12 protein-coding genes are annotated in these 13,165 nt (G+C 61.8%); 9 read left to right on the forward strand and 3 right to left on the reverse strand.

Features of this window, described 5'->3' with window-relative positions; all coding sequences use genetic code 11:
• The first annotated feature begins 10 nt into the window (after nt 1-10).
• The 7 genes from ACSQ3I_RS06365 (at nt 11) to ACSQ3I_RS06395 (ending at nt 8,190) form a co-directional block, all read left to right on the forward strand.
• Nucleotides 11-1,057, forward strand: coding sequence for a LacI family DNA-binding transcriptional regulator (locus ACSQ3I_RS06365; RefSeq protein WP_435997103.1), 1,047 nt, complete (start codon nt 11-13; stop codon nt 1,055-1,057).
• 134 nt (nt 1,058-1,191) lie between these two features.
• Nucleotides 1,192-2,457 carry an ABC transporter substrate-binding protein gene (locus ACSQ3I_RS06370; protein WP_435997104.1) on the forward strand — a complete coding sequence of 422 codons (1,266 nt, stop codon included), beginning with the start codon at nt 1,192-1,194 and terminating at the stop codon, nt 2,455-2,457.
• A gap of 99 nt (nt 2,458-2,556) precedes the next feature.
• Complete coding sequence (locus tag ACSQ3I_RS06375; protein WP_435997106.1) at nt 2,557-3,453, forward strand: carbohydrate ABC transporter permease; 897 nt, start codon at nt 2,557-2,559, stop codon at nt 3,451-3,453.
• Nucleotides 3,450-4,265 (forward strand): carbohydrate ABC transporter permease, encoded by an 816-nt coding sequence (locus ACSQ3I_RS06380; protein WP_435997107.1) that lies wholly within the window; start codon nt 3,450-3,452, stop codon nt 4,263-4,265. Before ACSQ3I_RS06375 ends, ACSQ3I_RS06380 begins: the two co-directional genes overlap by 4 nt.
• Before the next feature lie 10 nt (nt 4,266-4,275).
• On the forward strand, nt 4,276-6,522 hold the full coding sequence (locus ACSQ3I_RS06385; protein WP_435997109.1) for a glycoside hydrolase family 2 protein: 2,247 nt from the start codon (nt 4,276-4,278) through the stop codon (nt 6,520-6,522).
• A gap of 9 nt (nt 6,523-6,531) precedes the next feature.
• Complete coding sequence (locus tag ACSQ3I_RS06390) at nt 6,532-7,620, forward strand: ABC transporter ATP-binding protein (RefSeq protein ID WP_435997111.1); 1,089 nt, start codon at nt 6,532-6,534, stop codon at nt 7,618-7,620.
• Between the two features lie 123 nt (nt 7,621-7,743).
• Nucleotides 7,744-8,190, forward strand: coding sequence for a pseudoazurin (locus ACSQ3I_RS06395; RefSeq protein WP_435997112.1), 447 nt, complete (start codon nt 7,744-7,746; stop codon nt 8,188-8,190).
• Between the two features lie 184 nt (nt 8,191-8,374).
• Here ACSQ3I_RS06395 and ACSQ3I_RS06400 read toward each other — a convergent pair whose 3' ends face one another.
• Nucleotides 8,375-9,184, reverse strand: coding sequence for an SDR family NAD(P)-dependent oxidoreductase (locus ACSQ3I_RS06400; RefSeq protein WP_435997114.1), 810 nt, complete (start codon nt 9,182-9,184; stop codon nt 8,375-8,377).
• 109 nt (nt 9,185-9,293) lie between these two features.
• On the opposite strand from ACSQ3I_RS06400, the gene ACSQ3I_RS06405 reads away from it, so the two are divergent.
• Both ACSQ3I_RS06405 and ACSQ3I_RS06410 read left to right on the forward strand, forming a co-directional pair.
• Nucleotides 9,294-10,250, forward strand: coding sequence for a GlxA family transcriptional regulator (locus ACSQ3I_RS06405; protein WP_435997116.1), 957 nt, complete (start codon nt 9,294-9,296; stop codon nt 10,248-10,250).
• A 246-nt stretch (nt 10,251-10,496) separates the two neighbouring features.
• Nucleotides 10,497-11,246, forward strand: a complete 750-nt coding sequence (locus tag ACSQ3I_RS06410; protein ID WP_435997118.1) for an SDR family oxidoreductase — start codon at nt 10,497-10,499, stop codon at nt 11,244-11,246.
• Nucleotides 11,247-11,353: 107 nt separating this feature from the next.
• On the opposite strand, the gene ACSQ3I_RS06415 is transcribed toward ACSQ3I_RS06410, so the two are convergent.
• Complete coding sequence (locus tag ACSQ3I_RS06415) at nt 11,354-12,106, reverse strand: ABC transporter ATP-binding protein (protein ID WP_435997120.1); 753 nt, start codon at nt 12,104-12,106, stop codon at nt 11,354-11,356.
• Nucleotides 12,100-13,164 carry a FecCD family ABC transporter permease gene (locus ACSQ3I_RS06420; protein ID WP_435997122.1) on the reverse strand — a complete coding sequence of 355 codons (1,065 nt, stop codon included), beginning with the start codon at nt 13,162-13,164 and terminating at the stop codon, nt 12,100-12,102. The genes ACSQ3I_RS06415 and ACSQ3I_RS06420 overlap by 7 nt, the downstream gene beginning before the upstream one ends.
• Nucleotide 13,165 lies beyond the last annotated feature (1 nt).

Genomic DNA, 13,165 nt, shown 5'->3' on the forward strand with positions numbered 1-13,165 from the left:
GAATGTCGGGATGGTGACGATCAAGGAAATCGCCAAGGCTGTCGGGGTCTCCTCTGCAACGGTCTCGCGCGTTTTGAACTACGACCCGGCCCTGTCGATCTCGCCCGTCAAGCGGCAGGCGATCATCGAAACGGCTGAAGCGCTCAACTACGAAACGCCGCGCAACCGCAACAAGGCGAACGGCGCCGTCTCGCCGAGCCTGCTCACCAATCTCGTCATCGTGCATTTCCTCGAGCCGTCGGACGAGATCGCCGATCCCTATTATGTCGGCGTGCGCCTGGGCATCGAGACCCGTTGCCGGGACCTGAAAACCGAGATCGTCAAGGTCTTCCATTCCGACGATCTGCCGGATGCTTCGCTGCTCGAAAGCGCCTCGGGCGTCATCGTCATCGGCAAGCACTCCGACAATGAAATTGCCTGGCTGACCCAGCATGCCCGCCATGTCGTCTTTGCCGATTTCGACCCGAAGAGCGACCAGATCGACAGCGTCTTTTCCGATGTCGGCCTGGCGACGCAAAAGATCCTCAAATTCCTCAAAACCAGCGGCTACAAGCGCATCGGCTTCATCGGCAGCCATGAAAGCCTCAATGGCGGCGTGCAGCGTTTCGCAGAAAAGCGCTGCGCCGCCTATATCGATTGGCAGAAGACCAACGGCACCTTCGATCCCGACCTGCTGGCCCTTGCCGACTGTTCCGACGGCCAGAGCCTGCGGCTCGAAACCGGCTACCGGCTGGCTCGCGACCTGCTGGCCCTCAGCGAGCGGCCCGACATCATCGTCACCTCCAACGACAACATGGCGATCGGCACCTACCGCGCCCTGCAGGAGGCCGGGCTTTCCATTCCGGGCGACATCGCCGTCATCTCCTTCAACGATATCCCCGTCGCCCAGTTCCTCACCCCGCCGCTGACCACGGTGCGCATCCATGGCGAGCATATCGGCGAGACGGCGGTCGACCTGCTGCTGGAACGCCTCTCGGGGCGCAGCTTCGGCAAACAGGTGCGCATCGCCACGGAACTCATCTGGCGCGACAGCTGCCGCAGGCCGCCGGAATCGTGAACCTTTTCAAAGCTCTTCGCAGACGCAATAAATATTTACTAAATTTTTCTTGCGTACCTCCCGAAATTCGGTAAATCTTTCTTTCGACGACGGGAGAGGAGACCCCGCCGCATAAAGTTTCTTGGGAGGAAACGATGAACAAGACGATTCTGTCGCGCCTTGCCGCCGGCCTGTTTGCCGGTGCGAGCCTCTTGGCATCCACGGCAGCCTTTGCCGGCGAAATCACCGTCTGGTGCTGGGACCCGAACTTCAACGTCGCCATCATGAAGGAAGCGGGCGCACGCTATACCGCAAAGCATCCCGGCACGACCTTCAACATCGTCGACTTCGCCAAGGCCGATGTCGAGCAGAAGCTGCAGACGGCACTGTCTTCCGGCACCACCGACGCCCTGCCGGATATCGTCCTGATCGAGGACTACGGCGCGCAAAAATACCTGCAGTCGTTCCCCGGCGCCTTTGCCGAACTGTCCAGCAAGATCGATTTCTCAGGCTTCGCGCCCTACAAGGTCGAGCTGATGACGGTTGACGGCACCGTCTACGGCATGCCTTTCGATTCTGGCGTCACCGGCCTCTACTACCGCAAGGACTATCTCGAACAGGCCGGCTTCAAGCCCGCCGACATGCAGGACATCACCTGGGACCGCTTCATCGAGATCGGCAAGGAAGTGGAAGCCAAGACCGGCAAGAAGATGCTCGGCCTCGACGTCAACGATGCCGGCTTCATCCGCATCCTGATGCAGTCGGCCGGCGGCTGGTATTTCGGCAAGGACGGCAGCCTCTCGATTGCCGACAACTCCGCGCTGAAGGCAGCGCTTGAAACCGAACAGAAGATCCTCCAGGCCAACATCCACAAGCCGGCGGCCGGCTGGACGGAGTGGGTCAACACCTTCACCTCGGGCGATGTCGCCACCGTGACGACAGGTGTGTGGATCACCGGCACTGTCAAGGCGCAGGCCGACCAGAGCGGCAAGTGGGGCATCGCCCCCATTCCGAAGCTGAATGTCGAGGGCGCCACGCACGCCTCCAACCTCGGCGGCTCCAGTTGGTACGTCACGGCAGGCTCGGCCGAAAAGGACGAGGCGATCGATTTCCTCGGCGAAATCTATGGCAAGGACCTCGATTTCTACCAGAAGATCCTGACCGAACGCGGCGCCGTCGGCTCGCTGCTCGGCGCACGCACCGGCGCTGCCTATTCGGAAGCCGATGCCTTCTTCGGCGGCGAAAAGGTCTGGCAGAATTTCTCCGACTGGCTCGCCAAGGTTCCCTCGGTCAATTACGGCGTCTTCACCAACGAGGTCGATACGGCCGTCACGGCACACCTGCCGTCGCTCGGCCAGGGCGCCAATGTCGATGAGGTCCTGAAGGCGATCGACAGCCAGGCACAGGGCCAGATCCAGTAACATCCTCCCCGGCGGGCGTTCCACGCCCGCCCCACTCCCGGACCGTCCCTGCCGCAGGGCGGGAGGTCCGGTCCTTGTCTCGTGCATGGAAGGTCGCCCATGGCTGCCGGCAAAACAGGCGGATTGAAGCGCTATTACGATCTGAGCGGCTGGCTGTTCATCGCCCCGTCGGTCCTGCTGATCGCGATCTTCCTCGTTTATCCCATTGTCCGCGCACTCTATCTGTCCTTCTTCTCCGGCAAGGGCATGATGATGAAGTTCGCGGGTTTCGGAAATGTCGTGCGCTTGTGGAACGATCCGGTCTTCATCCAGGCGCTCACCAACACCGTCACCTTCTTCGTGGTGCAGGTGCCGATCATGATCCTGCTGGCCCTGATGCTGGCGGCCGTGCTCAACAACGACAAGCTAAAATTCATCGGCTTCTTCCGCACCGCCATCTTCCTGCCTTGCGTCGCCTCGCTGGTCGCCTATTCGGTGCTGTTCAAGAGCATGTTCTCCGTCGATGGCGTCGTCAACCAGGCGCTAATGACGATCGGCCTGATCGGCACGCCGATCGGCTGGCTGACGGAGCCGTTCTGGGCCAAGGTGCTCGTCATCCTCGCCATCACCTGGCGCTGGACCGGCTACAACATGATCTTCTATCTCGCGGCTCTGCAGAACATCGACAAGTCGATCTACGAGGCGGCGAAGATCGATGGCGTGCCGGCCTGGGCGCGGTTCGTCTATATCACCGTGCCGATGCTCAAGCCGGTGATTCTGTTCACGACGATCATCTCGACCATCGGCACGATCCAGCTTTTCGACGAGGTCTACAACCTGACCGAAGGCAAGGGCGGCCCGGCCAACGCCACCATTACGCTATCGCTCTATATCTACAACCTCACCTTCCGCTTCATGCCGAGCTTCGGCTACGCGGCGACGATCTCCTATGTCATCGTCCTCATGGTGGCGCTGTTCTCCTTCCTGCAGTTCTATGCCGCGAGGGACCGGTCATGAATGTATCGCGTCTCATCGGCCCGGCGCTGCAATACGCTTTCCTCGGCCTCGCAGCCTTCCTGTCGATCTTCCCGTTCTTCTGGATGGTGATCAGCGCCACGAACAGGTCGATCGACATCATCGGCGGCAAGACGACCGTCGGCGACGCCTTGCGCACCAATGTCGTCAACTTCTTCACGCAGGTCGACGTGCCGCTGGTCTTCTGGAACTCCACGAAGGTCGCGGTGCTCGCCACCCTGCTCACCATCATCGTTTCGTCGCTGGCCGGCTACGGTTTCGAGATGTTCAAGTCGAAGGCGCGCGAACGCATCTATTCGCTGGTGCTGCTGACGCTGATGATCCCCTTCGGGGCGCTGATCATCCCACTCTTCATGATGATGGCTAAGACCGGGCTGATCAACACGCATATCGCCATCATGTTGCCCACCATCGCCTCGGCCTTCATCATCTTCTATTTCCGCCAGTCGACAAAAGCCTTCCCGGCGGAACTGCGCGATGCCGCAAAGGTGGACGGGCTGAAGGAGTGGCAGATCTTCTTCTTCATCTACGTGCCGGTGATGCGTTCCACCTATGCGGCGGCCTTCGTCATCGTCTTCATGACGAACTGGAACAACTACCTCTGGCCGCTCATCGTCCTCCAGTCGAACGAGACCAAGACGATCACCCTCGTCGTATCGTCGCTGGCTTCGGCCTACTACCCCGACTACGGCGTGGTCATGATCGGCACGATCCTCGCCACGCTCCCCACCCTTTTCGTTTTCTTCGTCATGCAGCGCCAGTTCGTGCAGGGCATGCTCGGCTCGGTCAAATAGGAATAGCTCGATGCGCATTACCGAAAATTTCAACGGCAACTGGCTCTTCCGCCACGGTTTCGACGCCGCCCATGCAGGCGTGGTGCAGGAGGGAGAGACCGTGCGCCTGCCGCACAGCGCCGTCGAGCTGCCCTACAACTATTTCGACGAGACGGACTACCAAAAACCTTTCACCTACCAGAAGCGGCTCGACTGGCGGCCGGAATTCGAGGGCCGGGAAATCTCCCTCATCTTCGATGCCGCCATGGCCGACAGTGTGGTCTATCTCAACGGCACCGAGATCATCGCCCATAAGGATGGTTACACGCCGTTCGAGGCACGCCTGACTCCGCATCTCAAGCACGGCGAAAACCTGATCACCGTGAAAATCGACGGTTCGGAGAACCCCGAAATCCCGCCCTTCGGCGGCCAGATCGACTATCTTTGTTATGCCGGCATCTACCGCGACGTCTGGCTAAAAGTGGCGAGCCCTGTCTCCATCGCCAACGTGAAGATCGAGACGCCGGATGCGCTGGCGGACGAAAAAACCGTCACCGCCCGCGTCTTCCTCGCCAACCCGCAAGGCCTTCCGATCTCCGGCACGCTCGACGCGAAAATCCGTCGCAAGGGCGGCGGCGATGTCGCGGCAGCCTCGATTGGCATCGACGGCAACGAGGCTACCCTGACCTTCACCGGCCTCACCGGCCTGGATCTCTGGGACATCGACAACCCTGCTCTCTACGCGCTGTCGCTCAAGCTTTCGACCGGCCAGGGCGAGGACGTGCTGACGCAACGCTTCGGCTTTCGGACCGCCGAGTTCACGCCGGACGGCTTTCTGCTCAACGGCCGGCCGGTCAAGCTGCGCGGCCTCAACCGCCACCAGGCCTGGCCGCATACGGGTTATGCCATGGGCCGGCGCGCGCAGGAAAAGGATGCCGACATCCTGAAATACGAGCTCGCCTGCAACATCGTGCGCACCTCGCATTATCCGCAATCGAAATGGTTCATCGAGCGCTGCGACGAGATCGGCCTGCTCTGCTTCGAGGAAATCCCCGGCTGGCAGCACATCGGCGGTGAGGCGTGGCAACAGGAATCCATCGAGAACGTGCGCCGCATGATCGAGCGCGACTGGAACCATCCGTCGATCATCATCTGGGGCGTGCGCATCAACGAGAGCCAGGACAACCACGCTTTCTACGCCGAGACGAACCGCCTCGCCCGCGAGCTCGACCCGACGCGCCAGACCGGCGGCGTGCGCTTCATCACCAATTCCGAGATGCTCGAAGACGTCTACACGATGAACGACTTCATCCTCGGCCAGGAGGAAATGCCCGGCAACAACCGAGGGCGCGTCGTGCTGCGCGACCGGGTGGAAACCACCGGCATCACCAGGCCGATCCCCTACATGATCACCGAATACAACGGCCACATGTACCCGACGAAGCGTTTCGACCAGGAACAGCGTCAGGCCGAGCACGTCACCCGCCACCTGCTGATCCTCAACGCGGTGGCCGGCGACAGCAACATCTCCGGCTCCACCGGCTGGTGCATGTTCGACTACAACACCCACAAGGATTTCGGTTCCGGCGACCGCGTCTGCTATCACGGCGTGCTCGACATGTACCGCATCCCGAAATTCGCGGCCTACGCCTATGCCTCGCAAGGAGAGCCGAAGGATGGCGTGGTGATGCAGCCCGTGACCTTCTGGGCGCGCGGCGAGCGCAACATCGGCGGTGTCCTGCCGCTGATCGTGCTCACCAACTGCGATTATGTCGAGGTGAAGTTCGGCGAATGGCCGGCCAAGCGCGTCTATCCCGACAAGGAGAACTATCCGCACCTGCCGCATCCGCCTGTTGTCCTCGACCTGCGCTCCGTCACGCCGGAGGAATTCGGCACATGGGGCCGTATCTGGCGCGAAGGCACCTTCACCGGATATGTCGACGGCAAGGCGGTGAAGACCATGACGCTGCCGGCCGATCCGGTGCCGACGACGCTGGACGTTGTCGCCGACGACACGGCGCTGCGCGCTGGCGAGAAGGATGCGGTGCGCGTCGTCGTGCGCGTGCTCGACCAGTGCGGTAACCTGCTGCCCTATTTCGAGGAGCCGGTCTCGCTTGCACTTTCCGGCCCCGGCCGTATCATCGGCCCGGCCGAGCACAGCCTGAAGGGCGGCGCGACCGGCTTCTGGGTCGAGGCCGGCGACGAGAAGGGCAAGCTCGAACTGACCGTCTCGACACGCCGCCTGCCGCCGCAATCCGTCACTTTCACCGTCAGCTGAGGTTTGCCCATGGCCGATGTTCACCTCACCGACATTCGCAAGCGTTTTGGCGCTCTTGAGATCATCAAGGGCGTCGACCTCTCGATCAAGACGGGCGAATTCGTCGTGTTCGTCGGTCCGTCGGGCTGCGGAAAATCGACGCTTCTGCGCATGATCGCCGGTCTGGAGGACATTTCGTCCGGGGAACTCACCATCGGCGGCGCGGTGATGAACGACGTCGATCCGTCGAAGCGCGGCATCGCCATGGTCTTCCAGTCCTATGCGCTCTATCCGCACATGACGGTGCGCGAAAACATGGGTTTTGCGCTGAAATTCGCCGGCATGGCCAAGGAAGAGATCGATCGGCGCGTCAACGACGCCGCTCGCATCCTCGAACTCGGCCCGCTGATGGAGCGCAAGCCGAAGGCGCTCTCCGGCGGCCAGCGCCAGCGCGTCGCCATCGGCCGGGCCATCGTGCGCAACCCCGATGTCTTCCTCTTCGACGAGCCGCTGTCGAACCTCGATGCGGAACTGCGCGTGCATATGCGCGTCGAGATCGCCAAGCTGCACAAGACACTGAAATCGACCATCATCTACGTCACGCACGACCAGGTGGAGGCGATGACGCTGGCCGACAAGATCGTCGTGCTCCGCGCTGGCATCGTCGAGCAGGTCGGCGCACCGCTCGACCTCTACGACGACCCCAACAATACGTTCGTCGCCGGCTTCATCGGCTCGCCGCGCATGAATTTTCTGAAGGCTCGCGTGGTTGCCGCAAACGATGGCAACCTCACCGTGGCGCTGACGAGCCAGCCGGAAGTCCAGCTCAGCCTTCCCATCCGCTCGGCTGCTGTAAAATCCGGAGACGAGGTCAGCCTCGGCGTGCGGCCGGAGCATTTTCTGCCCGCCGGAAGCGGCAATGCGGATCTGACGCTCGATGTCGACGTGGCGGAGCATCTCGGCAATACCAGTTATGTCTATGCGAATGTTTCGCCGGAGGAGCGCGTCATCGTCGAGCACGAGGGGTTCCGCGGTGCCGACAGCCGCGACCGGCTGACCGTCGGCCTGTCCGCCGGAAAATCCTTTCTCTTCGACAGCGCCGGCATGCGCATCCGCTAAAAACTGCGACAGGACGTCACGCAAAGCCCTCCGTCTTGTTTGATCAACGTCAAAGAAGCGGGCACGTGACCAGCCTATTCCTTGCACAGGAACGATTGACGTTCGTCAGCAAGGAGAATTCCAGTGCATATCATGGCAAAGGGCATCGTCGGCGCAGCAGCGGTCATTTTCGCGCTGGCGCTTCCGGCAGCAGCGGCAGATTTCGAAGTGCATATGCTCAACAAGGGTGCCGAGGGCGCCATGGTGTTCGAGCCGGCCTTCGTGAAGGTCGCGCCGGGCGATACCGTCACCTTCATCCCGACCGACAAGGGCCATAATGTCGAGACGATCAAGGACATGATCCCCGATGGCGCGACAGCCTTCAAGAGCAAGATGAACGAGACCTACAAGGTCACGTTCGACACGCCCGGCGCCTATGGCGTCAAGTGCACGCCGCATGTCGGCATGGGCATGGTGGGCGTCGTGGTGGTTGGCGATGCACCTGCCAATCTCGATGCCGTCAAGGCCGGCAAGCTGCCGAAGAAGGCCCGCGAGCGACTGGATGCAGCCATCGCTGCCGCCGGTCTCTGAGACATATCGAAAGGATCGTGGCCGTAGCGACGACCACGAGATAGGGGAGCCTGTCCGGCAGGCTCCCCGATTTAATCCGGGCGCCTGCCCTTCCTGCCCGACTTCAAGAGACAATCCGCCCGCCGCGCCGGCGAAAATTTTTGCCGGTGCCATGGTTCGACGGGAGGGCCTGCCAGTCGTATGTTCACGCGGCCGAGCGGGTCGTGAGATAACGGCCGCCGGGGATTTTGTGGCGGAATTTGCCCGACAATTCCTGCCTTGCCCCATCGAAGGTTGCCCAATCGGCACCGTCCTGTAGCGGTGGGATCGTTACGACCTCGCCAAGCTCAAGCCCGGCAAGGGCAGCATCGACCATATCTTCCGAGCGCATGACCCAATCCTGCGGCAGGTTTGCATGCGGCAGGCCGGCGACATCCCAGAACTCGGTCGCAGTGGCGCCGGGAAGGACCGCCTGTACCCGGACACCCTTGTCGGAAAGCTCCTTGCTCATCGACTGGCTGAGGGTCAGGACGAAAGCCTTGCTGGCGCTGTAGACGCCGTTGAGAAGTTCCGAAGCGATGGCGGCAATCGAAGAAATGTTGACGATCGTCCCTTTGCCGCGCTCGGAGAACGCCTGACCGGCAGCATAAGCAAGCCGGGTCAGTGCCGTGATGTTGAGATCGATCATCTGGCCCATCCAGTCCATGTCGGTTTGCAGGAAGGGTGAGGCGGCGCCGAAGCCGGCATTGTTGACGAGCAGGGTGATGGTGCTGTCGGTGCGCAGCACCTGCTCGATCTTTTCAAGATCCTGTCTGTCGTTCAGGTCGGCTGCAAGCACATGGACATAACGCCCGGTCTCGGTAGCGATCCGCTTGGCGACGGCATCGAGCTTGTCCCTGCTGCGGGCGACCAGGATCATGTCGTAACCCTGCCGTGCCAGCCTGTCGGCATAGATGGCTCCGATTCCGGACGATGCGCCCGTGACGACTGCAGTGCCTTTGTTGGTGTCGGTCATTTGTCTTGCTCCTGTGCGGCGTTGTTCGATGCCGCAAAACTACGCTCGATTGACCATGTCCGAAATGCCGTATAAACGTCATTTCAAGACATTCACGGGAGCTACTGCAGTGTTGGCCATCGGTTTCGTTCTTCACCCTGGCTTCTCGCCGATGGGGTTTGGCGTGATGACGGCGTTCGACATCGCCAACCACCAGGCTGGCAAGCAGGTCTACGACGTGACGATCCTGTCGCAACATGGCGGGCCTGTTCGCGGTTCCATGGGATTTTCGGTGGAAACCGAGGCGCTGTCCGATCGCTACTTCGATCTCCTGATCCTCGGCGGCGGTATGGAGGATGCAACGCCTGAGTTCATCGACTTCGTCAGGACCGCTCCCCAACATTGCCGCCGGATTGCCGCCACCTGCACGGGCGCCTTCCTGCTGGCGGAAGCCGGCATTCTCGATGGTCGCCGCGCCACGACCCATTGGGCACGTGCCCGCGAATTGCAGGCCCGCTTCCCGAAAGTGAAGGTGGAGGAGGATCGCATCTTCATCAATGACGGCCCGGTCTGGACATCGGCAGGGATGACGGCGGGGATAGACCTGGCACTCGCCTTTATCGAGGAGGACTATGGTGTCGAGTTGGCGAAAGCCGTCGCACGCAAGCTGGTGATGTATCACCGCCGGACCGGCGGGCAATCGCAGTTTTCAACCCTGCTTGAGCTCGAACCGAAATCGGACAGGATCCACAAGGCCCTCACCTATGCCCGCGCCAACCTGACGAAGCGGCTGAACGTCGAGGACCTGGCGGATGTCGTCAATCTCAGCCCCCGGCAGTTCAGTCGCGCCTTCCACACGGAAACGGGTCAATCGCCGGCCAAGGCGGTGGAGAACCTGCGGCTGGAAGCCGCCAGAAGCCTGATGGAAGGGTCGAACCACCCCATCGACGTCGTCGCGCAGCAGACGGGGTTTGCCGACAGGGACCGCATGCGCCGGGCCTTCATCCGCGCCTATGGCCAACCGCCGCAGACGATCCGGCGCGCCAAGCGGACGGCCTATGGTGAGCCTGTGACCGACATCGACTAACGAATGCAGCAAGGTGAGGCTTGGTGTGGGGGGCGAGAGATCAAAACTGCCGGCAACACTCCGGTCATCGTTCGGCTTTGCCGAATTCGAATTTCACCATCTGATGACTAATCCGAACGATTGAATCGATCCATATTCTCTCTGAAGCAAGACGGAAAACGTGAGAAACAAACGTGACTACGCCTTGCCCGGCAAAGAAACGACGGCGCCACCACGAGCGTGAGCGCATCAACAGGAGTGAGAGAAATGAACCGTCTTCAGGATAAAGTGGCCCTCATCACCGGCGGCACCAGCGGCATCGGCCTTGAAACCGCCCGCCAGTTCATCGCAGAGGGTGCCCGCGTGGCCATCACCGGCTCCAGCGCAAAAAGTGTCGAGGCAGCGCGTGCCGAACTCGGCGAGAACGCCCTGATCATCCAGGCCGATGCCGGTGATGTCGCCGGCCAGAAGGCCGTCGCCGCCGCCATCCGCGAACATTTCGGCCGTCTCGATGTTCTCTTCGTCAACGCCGGCATTGCGCAGTTTGCGCCGCTGGAACAATGGAGCGAAGACGATTTCGATCGCTCGATCGCCATCAATCTCAAGGGGCCGTATTTCCTGATCCAGGCACTGTCTCCGCTGTTTGCCAACCCGGCCTCGATCGTGCTCAACACCTCGATCAACGCCCATATCGGCGCCCCGAACTCCAGCGTCTACGCCTTGACCAAGGGCGCGCTGCTGACCCTCGCCAAGACGCTCTCAGGGGAGTTGAAAGATCGCGGCATCCGGGTCAATGCCATCAGCCCCGGCCCGATCGAAACCCCGCTCTACGGCAAGCTTTCCAGCGACCCGGAGCAGGTAAAGGCCTTCACTGCCGCGATCACCGACCGGATCCCGATCGGTCGTTTCGGCAAATCGAGCGAAGTCGCCAAGGCCGTCGTCTTTTTCGCATCCGACGAGTCGGCGTTTACGGTCGGCAGCGAACTGATCATCGACGGCGGCATGAGCAATCTTTGAAGAATAGGGAGGCGCGCAAAGCGCCTCCCGCTATCTACGGGCTCACCGCTTTGCCGCTGCGACTCCAGCGTCAATTGGATCCAGCAGGAAGCAGAGAGCGCTCTGCCTCAGAGCGCCCCGTCGACGATCACCATCGGCCGGCCGCGGGAGCAGGCCTCGATACGGGCATCGACGCGGTAGATGTCGCGCAGCATGGCCGGGGTGATCACGTCGGCGGTCGGCCCGCTCGAGACCATCTCGCCGTTGGCGATGACGATGGTATTTGTGCAGTAGCGCAAGGCGTGGTTCAGGTCATGCAGGGCGATCAGCACGATCATGCCGGTGCGGCCGGCAAGCTGGGCGACGAATTCCAGCACGTCGATCTGCCGGTGGAGATCGAGCGCAGAGGTCGGTTCGTCCATCAGCAGGACTTCCGGTTTGCGCACCAGCGCCTGGCCGAGGGAAACGAGTTGCCGCTGGCCGCCGGAGAGGGCATCGAGACCACGAAAGGCAAGATCCTCGATGCGAAGCGCCTTCAGGATCGTGTCGATCTCGAAAAGCTCTTCGTCCTGCACCCGCCAGCCGCCGCCCTGCTTGGCGGCAAGCAGCAGCGATTCGTACACCGTCAGCACGGCATTCGAGCCGGTGTCCTGCGGCATGTAGCAGATCGAGCGGTCGCCGCGCGTCGCGTCGGAAAGCTGTACGACGCCGGGACCGGAAATCAGGCCGGCGATGCGCTTGAAAAGCGTCGATTTTCCCGCCGCATTCGGGCCGATCACGGCCGTGGTGGCGCCGGGCGTCAAAAGTTCGATTGCGACCTTGGAGAGAACCGTCGTGCGGCCATAGCTGGCGCCGAGGTCCTTCAGCACGAGGCTTACCATGCGCGCCTCCGGTTCGAGAAAATCAGCACGAAGAAGAAGGGAACGCCGACAAGGGCGGTGATAACGCCGATGGGCAGGATGGCCCCGGGGATCAGCACCTTGCTGACGACCGATGTCGCCGAAAGCAGCAATGCACCACAGATCACCGCACCCGGCAGGAAGAAGCGTTGGTCCTCGCCGACCACCATGCGGGCGATGTGCGGGCCGACAAGGCCGACGAAACCGATGGTGCCGACGAAGGAAACGGGGATGGCGGCAAGCAGGCTGACGATCAGCATCGTGTGCAGACGCAGGCGCCGCACGTTGACGCCCATGCTCGCGGCCTTGTCATCGCCGAGCCGAAGTGCGGTCAGCGCCCAGGCATTGCGCATGAAGATCGGCAGCGTCACGACCAGAATGGCGGCGGTGACGAAAACCTTGTCCCAGGTGGCCTTGGTCAGGCTGCCCATGGTCCAGAAGACGACCGCGGCCAGCGCCTGTTCGGAAGCGAGGTATTCGAGGAGCGACAGAGCGGCGTTGAAGGTGAAGACGAGCGCGATGCCGAGCAACACGATGGTCTCCACCGTGACGCCCCGCAGCGTCGAGGCGAAATGGATGAAGAGGGAGGCGACCATGGCCATGACAAAGGCGTTGATCGGCACCATGTACTGGACCGCGCCCGGAAAGATGGCAACGCCGCCGACCAGGCCCAGCGCGGCGCCAAAACTGGCGGCAGCCGAAATGCCGAGCGTGAAGGGGCTGGCAAGCGGATTCGAGAGAATCGTCTGCATCTGCGCGCCGGCGACAGACAGCGATGCCCCAACAGTGACCGCCATCAGCGCGATCGGCATACGAATATCCCAGATCACCACCCGCAACTGATCACCCGCGGCCGCGGGCGAAAACAGCGCGAAGAGCACTTCGGACAGGCTGTAGTTCGCCGGTCCCAGCGCCATGTCGACGGCGATGCTCACCGCAAGCGCGATGGCAAGGCCGGTGAGGATGAGAATACGCCGAAAAGCAAGGGCGCGATATAAATCGCGCCCTGTCGCTTTGGCCTGGTTCGCCGCAGCATTCATT

The sequence above is a fragment of the Rhizobium sp. LjRoot30 genome, assembly GCF_964253915.1.
Taxonomy (GTDB): Bacteria; Pseudomonadota; Alphaproteobacteria; order Rhizobiales; family Rhizobiaceae; genus Metarhizobium.